The organism is Myxococcus xanthus, from assembly GCF_006402735.1.
Classification (GTDB): domain Bacteria; phylum Myxococcota; class Myxococcia; order Myxococcales; family Myxococcaceae; genus Myxococcus; species Myxococcus xanthus_A.
This window is the reverse complement of the sequence record NZ_CP017174.1, coordinates 2,743,058-2,765,694: the sequence shown is the minus strand read 5'-3', so window position 1 is coordinate 2,765,694 and position 22,637 is coordinate 2,743,058. Positions and strand designations below refer to the sequence as shown.

The 22,637-nt window shown below is 71.3% G+C and carries 18 protein-coding genes; 8 read left to right on the top strand and 10 right to left on the bottom strand.

Features of this window, described 5'->3' with window-relative positions; translation table 11 throughout:
- Positions 1–18: 18 nt before the first annotated feature.
- The 4 genes from BHS09_RS11770 to BHS09_RS11755 form a co-directional block, all read right to left on the bottom strand.
- Complete coding sequence (locus BHS09_RS11770) at positions 19–933, bottom strand: DUF2381 family protein (protein WP_140797924.1); 915 nt, start codon at positions 931–933, stop codon at positions 19–21.
- A 51-nt stretch (positions 934–984) separates the two neighbouring features.
- Positions 985–3,027 carry a serine/threonine protein kinase gene (locus tag BHS09_RS11765; RefSeq protein ID WP_237078247.1) on the bottom strand — a complete coding sequence of 681 codons (2,043 nt, stop codon included), beginning with the start codon at positions 3,025–3,027 and terminating at the stop codon, positions 985–987.
- Positions 3,028–3,218: 191 nt separating this feature from the next.
- Positions 3,219–4,382: a TfuA-like protein gene (locus tag BHS09_RS11760; RefSeq protein WP_140797923.1), complete on the bottom strand. Its 1,164-nt coding sequence runs from the start codon at positions 4,380–4,382 to the stop codon at positions 3,219–3,221.
- Positions 4,379–5,548, bottom strand: coding sequence for a YcaO-like family protein (locus BHS09_RS11755; RefSeq protein ID WP_140789738.1), 1,170 nt, complete (start codon positions 5,546–5,548; stop codon positions 4,379–4,381). Before BHS09_RS11755 ends, BHS09_RS11760 begins: the two co-directional genes overlap by 4 nt.
- Positions 5,549–5,615: 67 nt before the next feature.
- Between BHS09_RS11755 and BHS09_RS11750 the strand changes: the two genes are divergently transcribed.
- Positions 5,616–6,077, top strand: coding sequence for a peroxiredoxin (locus tag BHS09_RS11750; protein ID WP_140789736.1), 462 nt, complete (start codon positions 5,616–5,618; stop codon positions 6,075–6,077).
- A gap of 7 nt (positions 6,078–6,084) precedes the next feature.
- Here the strand turns inward: BHS09_RS11750 and BHS09_RS11745 are convergent, their stop codons facing one another.
- Positions 6,085–6,663, bottom strand: a complete 579-nt coding sequence (locus tag BHS09_RS11745) for a TIGR02265 family protein (RefSeq protein ID WP_237080331.1) — start codon at positions 6,661–6,663, stop codon at positions 6,085–6,087.
- Between the two features lie 171 nt (positions 6,664–6,834).
- Between BHS09_RS11745 and BHS09_RS11740 the strand changes: the two genes are divergently transcribed.
- The 3 genes from BHS09_RS11740 to BHS09_RS11730 are packed head-to-tail and all read left to right on the top strand — an operon-like array spanning position 6,835 to position 8,515.
- Positions 6,835–7,476 carry an RNA polymerase sigma factor gene (locus tag BHS09_RS11740; protein WP_140789734.1) on the top strand — a complete coding sequence of 214 codons (642 nt, stop codon included), beginning with the start codon at positions 6,835–6,837 and terminating at the stop codon, positions 7,474–7,476.
- On the top strand, positions 7,476–7,997 hold the full coding sequence (locus tag BHS09_RS11735; RefSeq protein ID WP_140797922.1) for a zf-HC2 domain-containing protein: 522 nt from the start codon (positions 7,476–7,478) through the stop codon (positions 7,995–7,997). Before BHS09_RS11740 ends, BHS09_RS11735 begins: the two co-directional genes overlap by 1 nt.
- Positions 7,994–8,515, top strand: coding sequence for a hypothetical protein (locus tag BHS09_RS11730; protein WP_140797921.1), 522 nt, complete (start codon positions 7,994–7,996; stop codon positions 8,513–8,515). The genes BHS09_RS11735 and BHS09_RS11730 overlap by 4 nt, the downstream gene beginning before the upstream one ends.
- 28 nt (positions 8,516–8,543) lie before the next feature.
- Here BHS09_RS11730 and BHS09_RS11725 read toward each other — a convergent pair whose 3' ends face one another.
- Complete coding sequence (locus BHS09_RS11725) at positions 8,544–9,068, bottom strand: hypothetical protein (protein WP_140797920.1); 525 nt, start codon at positions 9,066–9,068, stop codon at positions 8,544–8,546.
- A gap of 336 nt (positions 9,069–9,404) precedes the next feature.
- On the opposite strand from BHS09_RS11725, the gene BHS09_RS11720 reads away from it, so the two are divergent.
- Positions 9,405–9,986: a DUF4136 domain-containing protein gene (locus BHS09_RS11720; RefSeq protein ID WP_140789726.1), complete on the top strand. Its 582-nt coding sequence runs from the start codon at positions 9,405–9,407 to the stop codon at positions 9,984–9,986.
- 56 nt (positions 9,987–10,042) lie between these two features.
- Here BHS09_RS11720 and BHS09_RS11715 read toward each other — a convergent pair whose 3' ends face one another.
- From BHS09_RS11715 to BHS09_RS11700, 4 genes are all read right to left on the bottom strand, one after another.
- Positions 10,043–11,017: a DUF5996 family protein gene (locus BHS09_RS11715; protein ID WP_174258732.1), complete on the bottom strand. Its 975-nt coding sequence runs from the start codon at positions 11,015–11,017 to the stop codon at positions 10,043–10,045.
- A 130-nt stretch (positions 11,018–11,147) separates the two neighbouring features.
- Positions 11,148–11,738 carry a glutathione peroxidase gene (locus tag BHS09_RS11710; protein ID WP_140789723.1) on the bottom strand — a complete coding sequence of 197 codons (591 nt, stop codon included), beginning with the start codon at positions 11,736–11,738 and terminating at the stop codon, positions 11,148–11,150.
- A 35-nt stretch (positions 11,739–11,773) separates the two neighbouring features.
- The gene (uvrA, locus tag BHS09_RS11705) at positions 11,774–17,077 is read right to left on the bottom strand and encodes an excinuclease ABC subunit UvrA (RefSeq protein WP_140797919.1); all 5,304 of its coding nucleotides are present in this window, start codon (positions 17,075–17,077) and stop codon (positions 11,774–11,776) included.
- Between the two features lie 117 nt (positions 17,078–17,194).
- On the bottom strand, positions 17,195–17,785 hold the full coding sequence (locus tag BHS09_RS11700; protein WP_140797918.1) for a DUF2378 family protein: 591 nt from the start codon (positions 17,783–17,785) through the stop codon (positions 17,195–17,197).
- 153 nt (positions 17,786–17,938) lie between these two features.
- Between BHS09_RS11700 and BHS09_RS11695 the strand changes: the two genes are divergently transcribed.
- From BHS09_RS11695 to BHS09_RS11685, 3 genes are all read left to right on the top strand, one after another.
- Positions 17,939–20,230, top strand: a complete 2,292-nt coding sequence (locus BHS09_RS11695; protein WP_140797917.1) for a PAS domain S-box protein — start codon at positions 17,939–17,941, stop codon at positions 20,228–20,230.
- A gap of 323 nt (positions 20,231–20,553) precedes the next feature.
- Positions 20,554–22,143, top strand: coding sequence for an OpgD/OpgG family glucan biosynthesis protein (locus tag BHS09_RS11690; RefSeq protein WP_140789715.1), 1,590 nt, complete (start codon positions 20,554–20,556; stop codon positions 22,141–22,143).
- Positions 22,131–22,634: a hypothetical protein gene (locus BHS09_RS11685; protein WP_090489571.1), complete on the top strand. Its 504-nt coding sequence runs from the start codon at positions 22,131–22,133 to the stop codon at positions 22,632–22,634. The genes BHS09_RS11690 and BHS09_RS11685 overlap by 13 nt, the downstream gene beginning before the upstream one ends.
- Positions 22,635–22,637: the final 3 nt, after the last annotated feature.

The following is a 22,637-nucleotide window of genomic DNA, read 5'->3' as shown; positions in this document are numbered from 1 at the left end:
GGGGCTCAAGTCGCGCGCTTACAGCGCCTGAAGTCCCTCGAGTTTCATACTCCGCTTGCGGCCCTCGTCCCACAACTCGAGCGTGTACCGGCCGTGGTCCGCCGCCTCCGGCTCGTCCACGATGATGATGACGGGCTGGCGGCCATCGGGGTCCACGGGGCCCTCTTGCCAGGGTGGGAGTGTCTTCAGCCGCTTGCCCTGAACGTCCGTGAGCGTCGCCCCCACCGCGCTCCAGCCATTCCACTCCCCCGACTTCACCGGCGTGAGCCGCAGCGCGGCCCACCGGGGGGACAGACGGACGAAGGCCACGCGCGCGGGGGCGACGTCCCCCGCCACCTTCCGGGGGACCCAGTACTGGAAGTGGACGATGCCCGTGTCCCGGAGCTCCGAGACCAGCGTCTCCCGGGTGTACTCGTCCCCCGTTCGGGAGCGCTGGAGCTGTTGCACCTGGCGCTCCAACCGGAGCATCCCCGCGCGGAGCTCCTCCACCTCCTGCCGGTAGGACGCCGCGGAGCGCGCGTGGCGGTAGAGCTCGATTTGACGCTCCGAGCGCGCGGCATCCACGACGAGCACCACGACGGCGCGTTCGGGCACCGCGCCATCATGGAAGCGGACCTCCAACCGCAGCCGCTCGCCCTCACGGAACGTGGACGAGGGGACCACCACCAGGTGGTCCTCGGTCACCCCGAAGCGCTGGAACCGCTCACGGCCCTCCAGGACCAGTTGCTCGGGGCGGATGCGCGCATCGAAGAACAAGGTGGTGGACAGTCCAGGGCTGATGCGGACCTCCGGGGGCGTCACCAGCATCCCCGCCTGGACATCAATGCGCCGGACCGCGGTGCCAGTGCCTGGCGTATCCAGTGCCGCGGCCTGTGCCGTGGCTGCCCACAACACTCCCCACACGAGCACGATGAATGAGGACGAACCATTCAAGAGCGAGCCACCTCCAGCAAGGGCGCGTCCACACCATGACAGGCGGGAGGCCTACTCGGGCGTCCCCATTTGACCGAGAACCTGTGACGTCATCAGGTTGATGCCCGAACTCATCAACAGCTTGTCGGGAGTGCTCTGCCAGTCGTAGCGCATCCCGACTCGCTTCGGGAAGGGACTGTCAACGATGTTGGCGCAGACCGGCAGCCGCTGACCGTCGGGCGTCTCCACCTCGGTGATCCAACCGTAGACGTCCGTCTTGCCCCGGAACAACGTGCCGTACATGCGGGTCCCCTTGGGGAACCGCCCCTCGTAGTGACTGACGATTTCCTCGATGGCGTGGAGGGTGATGGGGGTGCCGTCTGGCGGCACGGGGATGACGCCTTCGTTGGGGTCGATGTAGAGCGTCTCCCAGTTGCCCATCATCCTGGCGGTCTTGAAGCCCCGCTTCGCCATGCCCTCCAGCACCTCCGCCGGGCACTTGCGCTGGGGCGGCTCGTCCCGCACCTGAGGTCCGCTGGCGCAGGCGGCGGTGAGGCAGGCCACGGCGGCGGCCTTGCCCAGGGCGCCCCCGGCCGACTGGCGCTTCCTGGGCCGTGGCGCGTGGGCCGCTTCCCCCTCCGCGTCGGAGGAAGCCAACAGGGAGGACACCTCGTCCTGCGCGCCCGTGTCGTGGGCCGCGCCCACGTCCGGAGAGGACGGCACCGCCTCTGGGAGGGGCATCTCGGAGGGATTCGAAGAACGACTCGTCACTGCGGGACTTCCTTTCTCAATGGGAAGGGACGGGGCAGGAGCCGGGTCTCCCGCGGTGGGCAGCGCGAAGCGGCTCACCCCGAACACCACCAACCCCACGCCCAGCAGGGCGGCCACGCCCCACCCCATGGCGACTCGACGGCCCGGGCGCGGTGCTGACGGCGCGGGCGGCTCCGCCGCGGGCGCCTGCGCCGCGGGTGCATCGACCGAGGGCGCCGCCGGTGGCTCGGACGCCGCGGCGGGAGCACTCGCGCTCGCCACGGGGGCCTCCCGGGGCTCCGGATTGAGGGGCAGCACCGGCGCGACACCGGACGACTCCCGAGAGCGGACGGGCCGCGAGGACGTGGAGGCGTCGGGCACCATGCGCACCCGAGGGGCCTCCGCGTCCGCGCCCTCGGGAGGACGGTCCAGCGACACCTTCCAGGCGGGCTGCCGCTTCTCCTTGGCCACGTCCCAGAGGGCCTGGAGCAAGGCCTCCGTGTTGGCGTAGCGGTCCTCGGGGCGCTTCGCGAGCAGCCGCAGGGCGATGTCGCCCAGGGCGCGCGGCACCTTCGGGTTGACGACGTGGGGCGCGCGCGGCGTCACCGTTTCGATGGCCGGCAGCAGGCGGTCATACGGAAGCTTCGGGTCGAACGCGTAGCCATCCGTGAGCGCCTCGTACAGCAGCGCGCCCAGCGCGTAGAGGTCCCCTGGCACGCCCGCGTCGAAGTTGGCGCCCTGCTGCCAGGTGCCTTCGCGCAGGAAGGCGACGCACTCGGGCGGCAACAGATGGGGCGAGGCGGGCGCCACGCCCACCGTCAACGTCGTGGCCGCGGGCAGCCGCACCGTGCCCAGGTCGATGAGGAAGGGGCGTTCGTCCTCACGGCGGATGAGGACGTTGTCGCCCTTCATGTCCCGGTGGTGCACGCCCCGGCGGTGCAGGTCCGCCATCACGCGCACCACTTCCGTGAAGACGGTCAGCAGGTGCGCCGCCGTGGGCTTCACCCGCCAGCGCCACTCGTGGAACGTCTCGCCATCGATGTAGTCGGTGACGAAGTACAGGTAACCGTCGGGAGGCTCGGGCCAGCGGTCCACGGCGTGCAGTGCCGGGAGGTTCGGATGGGGAGCGCAGGCCAGCAGCGCCGCGACCTCGTGCGCCAGCCGGCCGTTGATGTCCTCTTCCTCCGCCGCGTGGAGTCCCGCCGGGCGAAGCGCCATCTTCAGCGAGTAGCGGCGGTCCGCCCGCTCCACCTGGAAGACCCGGCCGAAGCCCCCCGAGCCCAGCGAGGCCACCACGCGCCAGGGGCCGACCTCGCTGCCCGGGACGAGTTGATCCGGATGGAAGGGAGGCGACCTCACGGCCACAGCCGCTGCCCTCCTCCCGCCCCACCCGTAACGTCACGCGCGGGACGCACGGCCCGTGGCGGTGCCAATCGCGCGGAAGACTCGGTAACCACCCAGGGAGCGGGGCTGGACAAGGGCAACCTCCAGGGTTGACCCTATCCTTTTCCCCGGGGATGTCACGTTTTCACTTACCCGCGAGGTAAGTCCGCTGCTCAGGAGGACCCAACGCCCTCCGTCGGGTCCACCGCCTCGGCGGCGTCCGCCCAGGCCCCGCTCAGCCGGGCCTCGGCGGCCAGCGCTTCGTCCCAGGACGGGCCGTCCGGCAACAGGCGCGCGGAATGCGTCAGGACGAGCCGCTCCAGCGCGAGTTCCTCACACAGCCGCCGCAGCCCCACCGCGTCCAATCCCAGGCGCGCGAGGTGGGCCTCACGGCGCGAGGCGGGCACGCGCTGGGCCTGCCACCAACGGGCCTCTTCCACCGCCACCTCGGCATCGGAGACGCCCAGTCCCAGGGTGCGCGCCCAGCCCGCGAGCAGCGCCCGCCGCAGCCCCGCCTCGGCCAGCGCCGGCGCGTCCGGGGACTCACGAAGGACGTCCAACACCTGTCCCGAGGACACGGCGCCCGCCTGCGTCGCCGTGACGTCATCCACCAGTCGCCGTCGCCGGACCAGGGACGACGGCTCGCGAGGAGCGCCGTGCGGCGCGGGCGCACCCGAGGCCACCCACTCCGCCGCCGTCCGGAGGCACGCGAGCGCGTCCTGTCGCTTCAGGTCCTCCGCGCCGCGCGGAAACCACGCGTCCCACGCGGCCCGGGTGGACGCGGACCAGCGAGGTGCCACGGCCTCCAGCACCCGCCCCCACGTCCGCTCCTGGTAGAAGACGGACTGGCCCGCGTCGACGAGCGCCCGGGCCGCATCGCGCGTCAGCACCCGGGCCTGGGCCGCGCATGCCGCCGCGTGCCGGACGTTGACCATGGGCACCGTGAGCGGGCGCCAGCCGTGCTCACCGTCCGCGTGCAGCAGCGCCACCTCCGAGTCATCCACGACCACGCCATCGCGGTACCACTCGAAGATGCGCCCCACGCCCACCACGCCGTGCGGCGCCAGCTCCGCCGCGCGCAGGGCCCCCATGCTGCCGCCTCCGAAGACGGCCACGCCCGCCTCCATCGCCGCCAGCAGCTCGTGGTGCCACACCGAGGGCTGTGCCTCGAAGACCCCATCCACCAGGGCGATGGCCCGAGGCCGCAGCCGCAGCGCGCGCCACACGTCACCCTGCCGCGCGGGCGGCAGCACCGTGCAGGGCGCCAGCCGCTTCGCTTGGGCCTCTGGAAGAGAAGGCCCAAGGAACACCACGAGATTGTCCGCGCGCCGCTTCATAGGAGCTCCGAGATGCGCATGCCCGGCACCACCACCCGCTGCACGTGAAGGCCCTCCACCGGTGACGACAACGCCACCGCCGCCGCTCGCGTGAAGCCCGCTCGCTGGAGCAGCGCCAGCACCTGGCGCACCTGCCCCGCCGCGGCGCCCTTCGCCTTCACACCCAGGTCGGGCATGTCCGCGGCACGACGCCGGGGTCGGACCTGGGCACAAGCCTCCGCGAAGCCCCGCGCCGCTTCCCGGTCCGCGGCGGCCACGTCCTCGCGAGCGCCATGGATGTCCGTCAGCCGCGACTGCGCCGCCTCCAGCAAGGCCTTCAGCAACGCCGCCTCGCGCGTCAACGCGCACGCATAACCCGCGGTGAGCGGCACCGGGCCCTCTTCCAGGTCCACCAGCACCGCCGCGCCCACCGGCAGCCCCACCGCGCCCGGCGTGCGCGCGGCGGGCGTGGCGTCGAAGAGGTACACACCAAAACCTCGCTCGCGCAGCTGTCCAGCCAGGGCCTCCACGGCGGGAGCGAGCTCGAGCAGTTCGGGCGTTCGCAGCAGCCGGCGCTGGACGACCTCTTCCGTCCACCCCTCCGGCATCATCCGCGCGAGCTGGTCCCGCTCCGTGGCCTCCAGCAGCGCGTGCAGCAGGGCCCGCCCCGCATCCGGATGCGCGCCGGAGCCGTTGCTCGTCCACGCCACCGCCACCGGGCCCAACGCGGGGCTCCCGGCGGGAGGCACGTGCAGACCCTGAGCGGGCACCCACACCGGCTCACCGGAGTACAGCTCCCGCGCCTCGAGCCAGGCACAGCGCACGTGCGGGCTCCACAAGCGCGGCGCCACCAGCGCCCCCGCCGAGCCCAATTCGTCCGCGCCCCACAGCGCGCCCAGGTGACCTTCCAGCTCCGCTCGTGAGCCCCACACGAAGGCGTCCGGAACCACCGTCTCCGCCGCCCACAACTCCGCCGTCTCCAGCAGCGCGCCCCAGGCCGCGTCGTCGTAGGAGAGGCCCTTGCCGTTGCACACCTGGAGGACGTGACCTCCCGGCCGCACCGCGCACGCCACCTCCACGCCGGTCCGGTCCAACCCGGTGACACGCGCCACCCGCGTCACACCCATGGCCTGGGCCAATCGTTGTTGAAACCGCCGCGAAGACAGCTCGTCCCTGGGAGCCCGCACGGGCGCGGACCTTAGCCTGAACGCATGTCCGGCGGGCCCATGGCAAACATGGTAGGGACCCGGGCGCATGCTTTCCGTCGGAGACACCGCGCCGGATTTCACCGCCACCGACTGTCACGGGGCCCCCCTGCGGTTGTCCTCCCTGCGCGGCCGGCGCGTGGTGCTCTTCTTCTTTCCCAAGGCCTTCACGGTGGGCTGCACCATCGAGAACCGGGCGTTCCGAGACAACCACGAGCTGATCAAGGAGCTGGGCGCCGAGCTGGTGGGCGTGTCGGTGGACACGCAGCGCACGCAGTGTGAGTTCGCGGAGGCCGAAGGCATCCACTTCGCACTGCTGGGCGATGCGGACCGTGGCATCAGCCGCGACTATGGCGTGCTGTGGCCAGTGCTCAACGTCGACCGCCGCGTCACCTTCATCATCGGCGCGGATGGCCGCATCGAAGAGGTCATCCGTCACGAGGTCCGCGTCTACCGGCACCTGGACGACGTGCTCCGCTACCTGCGCGCGAACCCGCCCCCGGCCCCCTGACGGGCGCTCACTCCCACGTGCAGTGGTACTCGCAGTGCGGTGCGCCCCGGGCGCGGCACATGGGGTGGGTGACGTGCACGGCGCGGCCGCCACACAGCTCGATGGCGCGCTCGTGCCAGCCGATGATGGTGAGACAGTCCGGCTCGGTGACGTTCTCCGCGCCGAAGGTCCGCAGCACCGCGGCACACGGGCCTGTCTGCTCATAGGTGCGTGAGCCCACCGCGTAATAGAAGCGGTAGATTTTCGGCGCCTGGCTCAGCAGGAAGTGCGGCTCGCCTGCCTTGACGAAGACCTGCTGCGGGCCATGCAGCGCCTCATGGGCGGAAGCGCGCCCCATCTCCAGGAAGGCCCGGTCCTTGTCCTCGGGCGACATCACCCCCGCGATGGCCGCGTCCAACCGCAGGTTCAGCTCCAGGGGATACCAGCCGACGGGAAGCAGCATCTTCCGCAGCAGCGCCTGGTCCTCCGCGGGCAGCCGCCGCAGCACCGCGTCCACCACGACTTGCCCACCGTGCTGGCGCAGCATGTTGAGCCGCGAGATGAGCACGCCGCCCTTGATGCGTGAGCCAGTTCCTTGGGTCAACATGCCCCCGTCCCAGGTAGCAACCGCCCGCCCATTGTCCCCGCGCGGCCTGCCCGCCATCAACTCGGGAAGGCACGTTTCCTGACTCAACACCTTGAAACTCAGGGACAACCAGAAATCACTGTCGGAAATCGGCCAAAATTAACCTTTATCTCCGTCCGGGGTTGGAGCCACGTGAGCATCAGGGAGACAGGCGGCCGGGTCGTGTCCCTGCCCGCGCGCATGGCCCGGGCGGGCCTGGAGCGTGCGCCGGACGAGGCGCTCTGCCGCGCATTCCTGGAGGGTGAGCCGGCGGCCTTCGAGGTGCTGGTGATGCGGCATCGCTCGCTCGTCTTCTCGCTGGTGCGCCGCTACGTGACGCGCCCGGAGGACGCGGCGGACCTGGTGCAGAGCGCCTTCCTGCGCGCGTTGGAGGCCTCGCGCCGCGTCTTCGCGCGCTTCACGCCGTCGGGACCGGCGCCCTTCCGGGCCTGGTTGGTGCGCATCGCGCTCAACCTGGCGAAGAACCACGCCCGTCAGGGTCAGCGGTGGCGCCCGGTGCTGGTGGCCTCCGGGCCGGACGACGTGGTGGAGGACCCGTCGGAGTCCGCGCAGGACCGGCTGGAGCGGGCCGAGCGCGAACGGCAGGTTCGCGCCGAGGTGCTCGCCCTGCCCCGCCGCCAGCGCGAGGTGCTGACGCTGCGCGTGGACGGCGGGCTGGCGTTCAAGGACATCGCCGAGACGCTCGGCATCACGGAGAACAATGCGAAGGTGCAGTTCCACCATGCGATGAAGCGCCTCAAGGCGCGGGTGGGCGCGCCCGAGGAGAAGCACTGATGGCTGCGTGCCCTGACCAGGAAGAGCGGCTGGACCTGCACGCCGCGGGGGCGTTGGAGGATGACGAGGCGCTTGGGCTCATCCAGCACATGGAGGGCTGCGAGGGGTGCCGGCAGGCGCTCGCGGCATCCATGGAGCTGCTCTCGCTGGTGGCGCTGCCCGCGCTGTCGCCCCAGGAGAAGACGGAGCTCCAGGAGCTGCCCCGGCGCACGCTGTCGGAGTGGCGGCGCGGCGCCCGGCGCCAGGGTCTGGGCTTGAAGACGCTAGGCGCGCTGGTGGCCACCGCCGCGGCGGTGACGTTGGTGCTGCTGGTGCCCGGCGCGTGGCGGCTGCCAGGTCTGGGACCGGAGGCCCCGGTGACGGCGACGGCGGCGCCCGCCACCGACGTCGAGGAACTGGACGCGGAGACGATGGCCGCCATCGAGGCCTGGGCGGGGCTGGAGCCGCTGGACGCGGTGCGGCTCGAGGACTCCGAGGGCTGGGACGAAGAGTTCGACTTCGATGTGGGAGAGACGCTGTGACGACGAGGGTGCGAACGCGGATGGCGGTGATGATGCTGGCCCTGCTGCCCTGGGTGGCGGTGGCCACGCCCACCGGGCGCGAGGCCCGCGCCGAGGAACGGCTGGAGCGCGCGGAGCAGCGGCATCGGCTGCGGCAGGTGCTGGAGCTGTCGGACATCCTGGACCTGGACAACGCGCAGGCGCTGAAGCTGGAGGAGACGCTTCAGCGCTTCGACGAGCGCCGCCGCCCGCTGCGCAAGCAGGTGCGTGAAGCGGCGCGCATCCTCCACCGGGCGTCGCGAGGCGACAGTGAGGCCCTGGCACAGGTGGACGCGGCGGCGCTGGGAGCCTTCGAGGCACGCGAGCGCATCGCGGCGCTCGACAAGGAGCTGTACCTGGCGCTGGCGAAGACACTGCCACAGGAGAAGCGCGCCCGGCTCGCGCTCGCCCTGGCGCGCAGCGAGGGCCGCCAGAAGATGAAGCGGGAGCCCGGGAAGGACTCGTTGGGGCGCAGCGGATACGACGGCGGCATGCACTGACGCGGGGGCGCGGGGCCTGTCGGCGAGTTCACTCCTCGGTGGGCTCGCTCGGGTCCTTCCTACCGGTGGCCAGGTACGACTCCGCGCGGGCCTCGAGGTGGGCGGCGAGCCGGGGCTCCACACGCGACAGCACCTCCCATTCGATATCCGTGGCGCGGCGCACGACGGGCCTCGTCGGCGACAGGGGCTCCCCCGCGACGGAGGCCGCCGCCGCTCCTTCCCCCAGCTTCGCGTCCCGATTACCGGCGCCCATGCTCGGATGCGAGGGCGCGCGCCCGTTGGTGGTGTAGTCCATCCGGTAGGCCCGCACCACGGAGCGGCCATCCGACAGCGGATGGACCTGCACGAAGAGGCGGGACCAGTTGGCGCCCAGGTCCGTATTGCCCCGGATGCGCCAGGTAGTGTGGACGTAGAGCGGGTCCGAGCTGGGGAGCAGCTCGTACTTCTGCTCCACGAGCAGGCGTCGTGCCGTCGCCACCAGGGCGTCCGGCGGCAGCTTGTAGATGGCATTGCCGCTGGTGGTCTCCACCAGCTGCTGGCGGGTCTCGGGCATGACGGCGCAACCGCAGGCTCCCAACAGGAGCCCGGCCGTCACCCACGTCGAAAGGCGTGAGCGCATGACGATGTTCTCGGCATTCCCCTGGGGAAGACGGATGGAGCATGGCCCCCGAGCCCGGGGCCTGGCTCACGGAGGGCACCCCTGAGAACGCACCGGGTGTGCCCCTCATATCGCCGTGCGCGTTGAACGGGTTGGCACCCCTCCCGCAGGGCAGTGGACTCGCACTACGGCCGGGGAGGACCGGGCATCCAGCCCGAGGGGGCCTCGTCATGCCGTGCCTACCGTCAGGGAGGCAACGGCGCGCACCGCGCCGCCACCGAGGAGGCTTCCTTGCGGCTGCTGACCCGAATCGCCCCACCGCTGCTGGCGCTGGCTTTCGCCGCGTGCTCCAGCATCGACGTGAACACCAACTATGACCCTTCCGCCACGCAGAAGCTGGAGGGGTACCGCACCTATGCCTGGCTCCCACAGCCCACGGGCAAGGACGACCGCGTCTACAACCCCATCGTCGGCGCGCGCGTCGAGCAGACAGTGGACCGCTACCTGCTGGCGCGCGGCTACCGGAAGGTGGAGTCCACCGCCAACCCGGACTTCCTCATCGGCTGGCACGGCGCCATCCACAACGCGCTGAAGGCGGAGACGGTGGACGCCTACTACGGCTATCCCTGGGGCGGTCCCTTCACGGACCCCTTCTTCGCGGGCGGCGCCGTCACCATGCCGGAGACGGAGCTGCGTGAGTACGAGGAAGGCTCGCTCATCCTCGACATCGTCGACCCGCAGTCCAAGCAGCTCGTCTGGCGCGGCACGGCCCAGGCGGAGCTGGACGAGAACGCCAGCGCGGAGAAGCAGCAGAAGCGGCTGGATGAGTCCGTGAAGGACGTGCTGGAGCGCTTCCCGCCCAAGGCGAAGTGAGGAAGGTCCTTTTCGCACACCGGCCTCGCGGCGACGCGCCTCCGCGAGGCCGGGCTTCAAGGCGCGGGCTGCTCGGCGACCGTCCCCTCCTCAACGACGCGGGCCGCGCGCAGGGACTCCGGGACGATGAGCGGCCGCTCCAGGCGCTCCCGCTCCCAGCCGCCCAGGTCCGCGCAGGCCTCGTAGGTGCTCTGGAGGAAGTCGAGCAGGTACGCCTTCGGGTCCTCCGCGCGCCGCACGTCGTCGTACGCCAACAGGTACTCCTTGATGTTGGCGTCGTACCGGGCCTGGGCCGGGCGCACGCTGGCGCGCGCGAAGCCCTCCGGCTCCGGGACCGCGTAGCTGTAGAAGGCCGCGCCGCCGGTGGCCTGCATGCCGGGCCAGAAGCCCGCGCTGCTGACCTCCTCGCAGTAGGCCTCCTGGGTGATGGGGTCCGCCCCGGGGCGCGCAGGCGCGGGCCGGCCGGAGAAGCGCGTCACCGCCAGGTCGAAGCTTCCCCAGAAGAAGTGCACCGGGCTGCACTTGCCGGTGAAGCGCGCGCGGAAGTCCTCGAAGACGAGCGTGGCCTGCAGCAGCGCCCGCCACCAGCGCTCCACGGCTTCACCGTCATAGCTGGCGTGGTGCCAGTCCTCACCGAAGGGCGTGGTGTCGTCGGGAATCTCGACGGGCTGCTCCCAGATGCGCACCTCGATGCCCATGGAGCGCAGCGTCGCCATGACGTCCCGGTAGAACTCCGCGACGGGCCGGGGCTCCAGCGCCATCACCCGGGACGGCCCACGGTTGGCGTGCACGTGCAGCTCGTGCGAGCGGAAGTCGAAGTCCACCTCGAAGGCGCCATTTCCGAAGGGAATGAGCCCCGTCGTCATGCCCCGCGCCGTCACGCGGAACGCGACGTTCCACCAGTGGTTCTGCGGCGGCGTCAGTGCCAGCTTCACCTTGCCGATGACCTGCGTGTACCGGTGCAACGTGGCGTAGGTGTCCTTCCACGCCTCCAGCGGCAGCGGCGGCCACGCCGTGTCCCGGGTGTCCATGGGGCCTCCCTTCAAGCCGAGTCGGCATTCAGGGTGAGCCCCCACCGGCGCCCATGCCAGGGCGCCAGCCACGGCCGCATGCCACCAGGGCGGGGACCAGAGGGCCAGCCCCCACGCGCCCTTTCAGGGACTATGGCTGCGCGAGCGCGCTGTCGATGGCTGCCTTCAGCTCGGCGCTGTCCGGCGTCACCGCGCTGGGGAAGCCGGCCTTCACCTGGCCGTCCTTGCCCACCACGTACTTGTGGAAGTTCCACTTGGGCGCGGGGTGGTGCTGCGCCAGGAACGCGTAGACGGGCGACTGGCCGTCCCCCTTCGTCTTCACCTTCTCGAACATGGGGAAGGTGACCTTGTAGCGGAGCTCACAGAACTTCTTGATCTCCTCCGACGAGCCCGGCTCCTGGCCGCCGAAGTCATTGGACGGGAAGCCCACCACCACCAGGCCCTTGTCCTTGTATTCCTGGTGGAGTTTCTCCAGGCCCGCGTACTGCGGCGTGTAGCCACATTCCGACGCGGTGTTCACCACCAGGACGACCTTGCCCTGGTAGCCGGACAGCTTCTCCGGCTTGCCGTCGAGCCGGTTGGCGGAGAGTTGATGGAAGGACATGGGCTTCTTCTCGCTCGTGGGTTCGGACTTCGCGGGGGGAGGAGGCTTCGGCGCAGCGGCGAGCGCCGGGGTGAAAGCCAGCGCCGAGGCCAGGGTCAAAAGGGGGAGGGTTTTCATGCCGCTCCCCAGGATGCCCCAGTCCCCCGCCCGTTTCACGCCCGCCGCGCCGCGGCACGCGAGCGTGTGTCCTCCCCCGAAAAGAGCGACTTGAGCACCCGGCCGGTGGGCGTCTTCTGCTTCGCCACCTCGCGAGGCGTGCCCTCCGCGACGATGTGGCCTCCCGCCTCGCCACCGTCGGGCCCCAGCTCCACCACGTGGTCCGCGGCGCCAATCACGGACGGGTGGTGCTCGATGACCACCAACGTGTCGCCGCGGTCCACCAGCCGGCCCATGAAGGTGATGAGCTTCTCCACGTCGCCCAGGTGCAGGCCGGTGGTGGGCTCGTCCAGCACGTACAGCGTGGGCTCGTGCCGGGCGGAGGCCGTCAGCTCGGCCGCCAGCTTCAAGCGCTGGGCCTCACCGCCGGACAGGGTGTTGGAGCCCTGGCCGAGTTGGAGGTAGCCCACGCCCAGGTCGGCCAGGCACTCCAGCGGCGCGGCCACGCGGGGCAGCGCCTTGAAGACCTCCTTGGCCTCGTCGGCGGACAGGCGCAGCACGTCGCCAATGGTGAGCCCGTGGTAGCGCACCTCCAGCGTGGCCGCGTCGAAGCGCGCGCCGTTGCAGGCCTCGCACGGCGTCACCACGTCCGGGAGGAAGGACATCTCATGGGAGATGGCGCCCTGCCCGTCGCACGCGGTGCACCGGCCGCCACTGGCCGAGTTGAAGGAGAAGCGCGTGGGCGTGAAGCCCTTGATTTTCGCCTCGGGCGTGGCCGCGAACACGCGGCGCAGCTCGTCCCAGATGCCCAGGAACGTCGCCGGCACCGAGCGCGGCGTGCGGCCGATGGGGGACTGGTCCACCGACAGCACGCGCTTCACCGCCTCCGCCCCGTGCAGCGAGGTGAAGGGGCCGGGCTTCGCCGTGACGCGGTCCAGCTTCTCGCGCAGCGCCGGGTACAGCACCTGGCGAATCAGCGTGCTCTTCCCGGAGCCCGACACGCCGGACACCACGTTGAGCCGCCCCACCGGCAGCCGCAAGTCCACGCGCTTCAGGTTGTTGGCCCGCGCGCCCTTGAGCTCAATCCACTGCTTCGCCTCGCCCCGGCCCGAGGGAGGCCGCACCTGCGACTCCTTCAAGGCCCGCGCGGTCGGCGAATCACTCTCCAGCACCACGTCCGGCGGCCCCTCCGCCAGGATGTGCCCGCCGCCCCGGCCGCCCGTGGGCCCCAGGTCCAGCAGGTGGTCCGCCGCGCGGATGGTGTCCGAGTCGTGCTCCACCACCAGCACCGTGGAGCCCGTGGCCACCAGGGCGCGAAGGTTGTCCAGCAGCCGGTGTGTGTCGCGCGGGTGCAGGCCAATCGTGGGCTCATCCAGCACGTACATGGCGCCGGTGAGACCCGCGCCCAGCTGCGCGGACAGGCGAAGCCGCTGCATCTCCCCGCCCGACAGCGTGGCGGCGTTGCGGTCCAGGGACAGGTAGCCCAGGCCCACGCGCTCCAGGAACTCCATGCGGCGCAGCAGCTCCTGACGGGACGGCTCGCCCAGGAGCGCCCGGTCCCCCTTGAACTTCCAGCCGCGCACCCGCGTCAGCGTGGACGCCACGGACTGCTGCACCACCTCGTGGTAGCGCGCGCCCTCCAGCCGCACGCCCCGGGGGACGGGGGCCAGCCGGCTGCCACCGCACGTGCGGCACGGCGCGACTTCGCCCTCGGCCATCGCCTCGGCGCCGCCCTGCACGCCGGTGCCCTCGCATGACTCGCAGCGGCCCTGCTTCGTGTTGAAGGAGAACCAGCGCGGGTCCAGCTCCGGCACGGCGGTGCCGCACTTGGGGCAGGTGCGCTCGGTGGACAGCAGCGTCTCGCCCTTGCCAGCGTCCACCTTCACCGCGCCCTGGCCCCAGCCCAGCGCCTTCTCGAACACGTCGCGGTCCAGCTTCGACAGCTTGCCCTCGTACATGACGAGGTCGATGTCGTGCTCACGCGTCTTCGCCAGGCGCGGCGGGTCATCCGTGGACGCGAGCTTCCCGTCGACGATGGCCCGCGAGATTCCCGCGCGCGCAGCCGCCGCGAAGATGTCGAGATAGGTGCCCTTGCGGGAACGCACCGCGGGCGCCAGCAACGTGCCTTCGCCCTTCATCGCCGTGAGCTGCGCGAAGAGCACGTCCGGCGACATGGAGGTGATGGGCGAGTCGTCATTCGGGCAGTGCGGCTCGCCCAGCTTGGCGAACAGCAGGCGCAGGTAGTGTGCCACCTCGGTGACGGTGGCCACGGTGCTGGTGGCTCCCGCTCGCGAGGTGCGCTGCTCCAGCGCCACCGACGGCGGCAGCGAGCTGATGCGCTCCACATCCGGACGCGGCATGGAGGGCAGGAACTGCCGCGCGTACGGGCTCAGCGTCTCCAGGAAGCGGCGCTGGCCCTCCGCGAACACCACGTCGAAGACGAGCGAGCTCTTGCCCGAGCCGCTCGGTCCGGTGACGACGGTCATCTTCCCCAACGGGATGCGGCACGACACGTCGTGGAGGTTGTGCTCGCGCGCGTGCTCCACCTCGATGGCGGGCACCTCGCCCTTGCCCGGCTTGCGCAGCTTCACCGCGCGGCCCAGCGGCTCGCGCTCGCCCCGCAGCGCCTGGGCGGTGGCGCCCTTGCCGCGAGCCACGTCCTCCGGCGTCCCTTCGGCGACCAGCCGGCCACCGTCACGGCCGCCCACGGGTCCCAGGTCGATGACCCAGTCCGAGGCCTTCATCACCGCCACGTCGTGGTCCACCACCAGCACGCTCGCGCCGAAGTCCACGAGCGCATTCAGCGCGGTGATGACGTGGCGCACGTCCTCCGCGTGCAGGCCGGCGCTGGGCTCGTCGATGAGGAACAGCGTCCCCTGCGCCTCACTTGCCAGCGCCCGCGCCAGCTTCAAACGCTGCGCCTCGCCGCCGGACAGCGTGGACAACGGCTGCCCCAGCGGCAGGTAGCCCAACCCCAGCCGCGCCACCGGCCCCAGCGTGCGCTTCAGCGCCGCGTCGCCGCCGAAGTGCTGGAGCACTTCGTCCACCGTCATCTCCAGCACCTGGGCCACGCTGAAGCCCTGGTGGCGGACAGCCAACACCTCTTCCTTGAAGCGCCGGCCACGGCACACCGCGCACAGCAGCGCCACGTCAGCGAGGAACTGCATCTCCACCGTCTCGTAGCCCTCGCCCGAGCAGGCCTCACAGCGGCCCTTGTCGACGTTGAAGGAGAAGTGCGCCGCCGTGAGGCCGCGCACCTCCGCGTCGGGCTCGGAGGCGAAGCGCTCGCGCAGCCGGTCCCACGCCTTGGTGTACGTGGCCGCGTTGCCGCGCGAGGTGCGCCCCAGCGGGGACTGGTCCACCAGGGTGATGGCCGTCACCGCCTCCATGCCTTCCACCGCGTCCACCGCGCCGGGCGCCTCCACGTCCTTCACGCCCAGCCGCCGCGCCAGGTGCCGGTACAGCACCTCGTCCATCAGCGTGCTCTTGCCCGAGCCGCTGGGCCCCGTCACCGCGCACAACACGCCCAGGGGCACCTCCACCGTGAGGTCTTTCAGGTTGTGTTCGCGAGCGCCCCGAATCACCAACGCGCCGGTGCGCGAGCGCGGCGTGCGCGTCACCTCGTCGACACCGGCCAGCAGCCGCCCCGTGGGCAGGTCCTGCTTCTTCGCCAGCGCCTCCGGCGTGCCATCGAATACCAGCCGCCCGCCCTGCTTCCCCGCCCCGGGCCCCAGCTCCAGCACGCGGTGCGCCGAGCGGATGACCAGCGGGTCATGCTCGATGACCAGCGCGATGTTGCCCCGCTCCGCCAGCTCCGCGATGGCCTCCGTCAGCGGCGGCACGTCGCCCGGGTGCAGGCCCACGGTGGGCTCATCCAACACGAAGAGCGCGCCGGTGAGGGACGTGCCCAGCGCGGCCGTCAGGGACACGCGCTGCGCCTCGCCGCCCGACAGCGTGCGCGCGGGGCGGTCCAGCGTGAGGTAGCCCAGGCCCACCCGCTGGAGGTAGCGCAGGCGCCCGGCCAGTTCGCGCCGCGCCAGCTCACCCTGCCCCGTGGTGGTGCGCAGCGCGTCCAGCCGCGCCAGCGCATCCGTCAGCTCCAGGTGGTGCCACGACGGCAAATCCAGCCCGCCCACGCGGTACGCACGCGCCTGGGCGTTGAGGCGTCCGCCGCCACAGCTCTCGCACAACGTGTAGGCGCGATAGCGCGCCAGCAGCACGCGCACGTGCATCTTGTACGTGCGGCCCTCCATCCACCGGAACCACGCGCGCACGCCCGGATAGGCGCGGCCCTCGTCGTAGTCGCCCTCGCCCTCCAGCACCGACTCGCGCTGCTCGGGCGTCAGCAGGCCCCAGGGCTTGTCCCACGGAATCCCCCGCGCCTTGCACCAGCGCTGGAGCATGCCGCGCTCCCACGTGGTGGACTGCCCGGACCAGGGACGGATGGCCCCCTGGGACAGGCTCAGCTCGGGGTTGGGAATCACCTTGCCCCAGTCGATGCCAATGGTGCGGCCGAACCCACGGCACGCGGCGCACGCGCCCACCGGCGACTGGTAGCTGAAGAGGCCGGGCCGCGCGGCCTCGAACTCCCGCGCGCACTTGGGGCACACCAGCCCGCGCCGCAGCCGCTGGGGCACACTCTGGCCCGGGACGAAGAGGTGCGCCTCGCCGTCCGCGCGGTTCCACGCGTCCTCCAAGGCCTGCGTCACGCGCGACAGTTGCGCGTTCGTCAGCTTCACCCGGTCCACCACCACGCGCGCGATTCCAGCCGGGTCGGTCGCCTCGGCGGGACGGAGCGACTCCAGCTCCTTCACCTCGCCCTGCACCATCAGCCGGTGGTAGCCGTCCTTCAGCAGCCGGGCTCGCGCGTCCAGGAAGGCCGCCGTGTCGGGGATGCGCAGCGGGAAGGTGAGGATGGCCTGCGCGTCCGTGTGCTCGCGGATGGCCGCGGCCGCCGCCACGCGCGCGTCCGTCCGCACCGCCTCCACGCCGCAGGTGCCACAGACGGGCACGGCTTCACGGGTGAAGAGCGCGGACAGGTACGGCTCCACGTCCGCCAGCGTGGCCACCGTGGAGCGCGAGCTCTTCACGGGCGCGCGCCGGTCCACTGCCACGCCCGCGGCCACGGGCTCCAGGGCGTCCATGGGCGGCCGCTCCAGCCGCTCGAGGAACTGCCGGGCGTACGGGCTGAAGCTCTCCACGAAGCGCCGCTGCCCCTCGGCATACAGGGTGTCGAGCGCCAGGCTCGACTTACCGGCGCCAGAGACGCCAGTGACACAGACGAACTCTCCTTCCGAGAGGTCGACCGACAGGTCCTTCAGGTTGTGCGTGCGCGCGCCAACGAGGTGAGTCTTGTGCATACGGGTGGCAGGTTTAACGACTGGACACTTCGCCGCCAATCACAACTGAGGGAGCACCTGTCGGAACTCGCCTCCCTGGCTGGCGATGAGGCGGACACCCGGAGCCCGGAGGCCCGCTCAGGCGCCCGTCCAGCGCACCCGCAGGGTGTACCCCGCGGTCTGCCGCTCCAGCACCTCCACCTGGGGCAACACCTTGGTGCGCAGCAGGACGCCCTCCACCACGCCGGCGACGAAGTCCGGCAGCGGGTCCGGGTCCACGACGCGGATGCGCCATTCCCCCGCCTGCACCGGCTCCAGCAGCATCTTCATGTCCTCGCGCCCCGCCCGCAGATACGTGGGCAGTCGCGTCAGACACCGCTCCGTCCCCAGCAGGGGCGCGGCGGTGGCGAAGATGCGGCCCACCAGCGTCTGGGCGAACCCCTCCACATAGCGGTGCCCCAGGACGCGGTTGGCCGCCTCGGGCGGCTGCCCCACGCAGGCATGACGACGGGCCACCCCCAGCGCCGCCCGCCACACCGCCAGCGGGTAGTACTCCTGCGACGCCTCCATGTCGTAGCCAATGTCTCGCAAGGACTGGGCGAAGGGCCCCGTGGGCTTCAACGCATGGACGAAGAGCCCTTCGAAGTTCCGCCGAGGCACCTGCACCGGCAACGGTGGTGGCTTCCGCGGCTCGGTGGCCGTCTTGTCGTCCCAGCCCCGCCGTTCCATGAGTTCCCCCTGTCTCCACCGGTCCACCCCGGTCCTGAAGCCAGTGTAGCAGCCCGGGCGCTTCGTCACCTCCACGCCACACCGGCACGGCACCCCGCTTTTACAACAGCAGACGTCGTGTAACGATGAGCGTTCGTCATCAAGAGGTGTCCCATGCGGGTCCTGATTGTCACCCAGGGGGGAGGGGCGGACCTGGCGCCAGTCGAGTCCTGGCTGCGTGAGCAGGGACACACGGTGGTCACCGTGACGCGTGAGGCGGAGGTGCCCGCCGCGTGGCGCAGCGGCACGTGCGCGCTGGTGATGGTGGATGCCCGGACAGACACCTCCCGCGTCCCGCTGGTGCGCGCGCTGCGCAGCCTGCCCGGTGGGGAGGAATCCGTGCTGCTGCTCCTGGGCCACCGGGGCGCGCTGGGCACACTGCGGCCCGCCCTGGAAGCCGGCGCCGAGGACCTGCTCGCGTGGCCCGTGGATGAGGAGGAACTGGCGCTGCGGCTGGAGATGGCCCGCCGCCGCTTCGTCCGGCGCGAGGGCCGCAAGGGCCTGCCCTTCGGAGATGACCTGAAGGAGACGCTGCTGGCCGTCAGCCCCGTGCCCACGTCCATCACCACCATCACCGAAGGGCGCGTGGTGGCGGCCAACGAAGCCTACTTCGAGCTCTTCGGCTACACGCGCGAGGAGGTCATCGGGCGCACCACGGTGGAGCTGTCGTTGTGGGAGACGCCCGTGGACCGCTCGCAAATCATGGACAGGCTGCGGCGCCACGGCACGGTGCGCGGCGTGGACGCGCAGTACCGCACCCGCGAGGGCGAGATGCGGCACACGCTGCTCTTCATGGGCCTGGTGCTCTACGGCGGCACGCCCCACATCATCGCCTTCTTCCCGGACATCACCCCGCTCAAGCGCGCCGAGGAGAGCCTGCGCCGCTCGGAGGTGAGCTTCCGCACCCTCATCGGCAGCCTGCCGGACCTGGTGGCCGTCTTCGACACCAGCGCGCGCGTGCGCTACGCCAACCTCAAGGTCGCCACGGCCCTGGGCTACGAGAGTGTGAATGAGCTGCTGGGCAAGCACATCTCCGACATCATCCCGAAGGAGGACTTCGCCAGCGCCGACGCGCGCATGCACGAAGCCATCCGCACCGGCCGCGCGGCGCTCCAGGAGCGGCGGCTGGTCAAACGCGACGGCAGCGTGCTGCACGTGGAGTCCACCACCTTCCCCCTGCCCTTCGACGGCGAGGACTCCATCGTCTCCGTCTCCCATGACTTGACGGAGCGCTACCAGATGCAGGCGCGGCTGATGCTCGCGCAGCGCATGGCCTCCGTCGGCACGCTGGCCGCGGGCGTGGCGCACGAAATCAACAACCCCCTGGCCTACCTCACCGCCAACCTGGCCTTCGCGCGCGAGGAGCTCGCCGGCGTGCTGCCCACCGGCACCCGGAACGTGGAGCCCCGGCTGGCGGAGGCGGTGGCCAGCGCCCAGGCCGCGCTCGCCGAGGCGCAGCAGGGCGCCGACCGGGTGCGCAGCATCGTCCGGGACTTGAAGACGTTCAGCCGGGTGGACTCAGCGGAGAGCGCGGAAGTGGACGTCCGGCAGGTGCTGGAGTCCACGCTGAACCTGGCCACCACGGAGATTCGCCACCGCGCCCGCCTGGTGAAGCAGCTCGACGCGGTCCCCACCGTGGTCGGCAACGAGTCACGGCTGGGACAGGTGTTCCTCAACCTGCTGGTGAACGCCGCCCAGGCCATTCCCTCCGGGACGCCGGAGCGCCATGAAATCCGCGTCGTCACCCGCCTTTCGGGCAAGGGCCACGTCTGCGTGGAGGTGTCGGACACGGGCGCCGGTATCGCCAAGGAACACCTGCCGCGCCTGTTCGACCCCTTCTTCACCACCAAGGAGCCCGGGGTGGGCACCGGACTGGGCCTGTCCATCTGCCACAGCCTGGTGACGGCCCTGGGTGGGGAAATCCACGTGACGAGCGAGCCGGGCAAGGGCTCCACCTTCCAGGTGCTCCTGACCCCCTCCCAGCGGATCGGGACGGAGCACCCACCGCCCGCTCCGCCGCCCGCCCCCGCGGAGAAGCGGGGCCGCCTGCTGGTGGTGGACGACGAGCCGCTCGTCTGCACGGCCCTGGGGCGTACGCTGCGTCCGCACCACGACGTCACCCTCTCCACCCGGGCCCAGGAGGCCTTGGATCGCATCGAGGCCGGCGAGCGCTTCGACGTCGTCTTCTGCGACCTGATGATGCCGGGCATGAGCGGGATGGACTTCTACTCCGCCCTCCAGGCCCGCCACCCCGAGCAGGCCCAGCGGGTCATCTTCCTCACCGGCGGCGCGGTGACGCCTCAGGCCCGCGCCTTCCTGGAGTCGGTGCCAAGCCCACATCTGGAAAAGCCGTTCGCTGGCAGGGAACTCCTCTCCCTGATCCAGGAACGACTCGCGCACGCATAGCGAATTGTCAGCCTGTGGAAGATTTGGACAGGCCCCCCCACCCCCTGCCCCTATCCTCCCCACCGCCCCCGACCGCTGGGCAGGGAACCGTCCACAGGAGGCATGCGCAGAGTGTGCTTTTCGTGACTTTCCAGTGACACGCCGCTCCCAACCTGCCGGAATCCCAGCGTTTTTTTGACGGCGGATTCGAGCCTGCGGGGCTGGTACGCGGGTTGCTGAGGCACTGACGCGCCGCACCGCGAGTCCACGCGGAGCGTGCGGTCGGGCGAGGTCCGGGACACCGGAGCCGTTCGGCGAAACCTCTCATTCGGAGGCGCTCGGACGTGACGTCGTTGCGGCAGAAAGCGTTGAAGCTGGGTGCGCCGTGGCTGTGTGCCGTGGCGGTGGCGTCGAGCGGCGCCGCCGTGGCGGCTCCGCCGGCCAAGGCCCAGACCGCGGCCACGAAGGGCACGACGGCCTTCTCCACGGAGACGGTGGTGGAGCGCGCGCGGGCGCTGGCGGCAAAGCCCTACCAGGCGCCGCCGAAGTCGCTGCCGAAGGCGTACACGCAGCTCAACTACGACCAGTACCGCGACATCCGCTTCCGCCCGGAGCGCGCGCACTGGCGCGACGCGGGCCTGCCCTTCCAGGTGCAGTTCTTCCACCCGGGCTTCCTGTTCCAGTCGCCGGTGGTGATGAACGTCGTGGAGGCGGGCCGCTCGCAGCCGCTGCGCTTCTCCCAGGACCTCTTCAGCTACGGCAAGGTCGTCAACAAGGCGTCCCTGCCTCGCAGCGGCGTGGACGGCTTCGCGGGCCTGCGCTTCCACCACCCGCTCAACCGCCCGGACATCTTCGACGAGCTCGCGGTGTTCCAGGGCGCCAGCTACTTCCGCTCGCTGGGCCAGGGCAACCTCTACGGCCTCTCCGCGCGTGGCATCGCCATCGACACCGCGCAGCCGAACCCCGAGGAGTTCCCGGAGTTTCGTGAGTTCTGGCTGGAGCGCCCGGCCTCCGGCTCGAACCAGGTGGTGGTGCACGCGCTGATGGACGGCCCGAGCATCACCGGCGCGTACCGATTCACCATCACCCCGGGCTCGAACACGGTGATGGAGGTGCAGGCCACCCTCTTCTCGCGCCGCACCATCGACAACCTGGGCGTGGCGCCGCTCACCAGCATGTACCTGTTCGGTGAGAACGACCGCGCGAAGTTCGACGACTTCCGGCCGGAGGTCCACGACTCGGACGGCCTCCTGGTCTGGTCCAAGGACGGCGAGCAGCTGTGGCGCCCGCTGCAGAACCCGCGGCAGGTGCGCACCTCCAGCTTCCGCGCGGAGGACCCGCGCGCCTTCGGCCTGCTGCAGCGCGATACGGCCTTCCACAACTACGAGGACCTGGAGGCCCACTACGAGCGCCGCCCCAGCGCGTGGGTGGAGCCCGTGGGCGAGTGGGGCGCCGGCGCGGTGCGGCTGGTGGAGATTCCGACGCCGGACGAGACGCACGACAACATCGTCGCCTTCTGGGTGCCAGACGCGCCGCTCACGCCGGGCACGCCGCTGCGCGTGGCCTACCGCCTGCACTGGGGCACCAGGTCGCCCTGGGAGAACACCGGCGGCGTCGTCACCTCGACGCGCATCACCTCCGCCATCACCCCGGGCATGCCCGTGGGCGAAGGCGTCACGCCGGCCACGCGCCGGTTCATCCTCGACTTCTCTCGTACCGCCCGCGCCGAGGACGGGCCGGTGGAAGCCGTCATCACCGCAGCCAAGGGCCAGGTGCTGCGCTCCACCATCCAGCGCCATGAACCTTCCGGTGGCTGGCGCACCACCTTCGAGCTGGAGCCCGAGGGCACCAGTGAACCCATCGAGCTGCGCGCGTTCCTGCGGCGCGGTTCGGAGACCCTCACCGAGACCTGGAGCTATCTATGGATTCCGTGACGACGCCGAACACCTGCCCCTCCGTGCCGACCGACTGGGTCCGTCCGGAGACGTGCGTGGCGCTCGACGCCTTCTTCCAGGGCTTCGGCTTCGAAGCCGCCGAGGACCTGGCCGCGCTGGCCGCCTGGGCGCTGGAGGGTGTCACCGCGTCCAACGTGAAGCCGCAGGCCGCCGTGGCCCTGGCCCGGGCCCGCATGGAGACGTGGCTGACGCGCGTGCTGGACATGGACGTGGTGGGTGAAGGCCGCCTGCTGACCCGTGGCCGCGCCGCCTTCGTCCTCAGCGACGGCGCGCGCTTCGGCGCCTCCGTGCTCACCCGGGACGCGGTGCCGCGCGAGCTCTACCGCGCCCTGCGCGCCGCGGTGCCGGTGCCGACGCCGGCGCAGGTCGCCACGCAGATGCCGGAGCAGCAGCTTGTGCTGTGGCCGTTGGGCGAGCGCCTGCGCCGCTGGCTGCGCGCCGGGCAGCCGGACATGTCCGTCTCCCGCTGACGC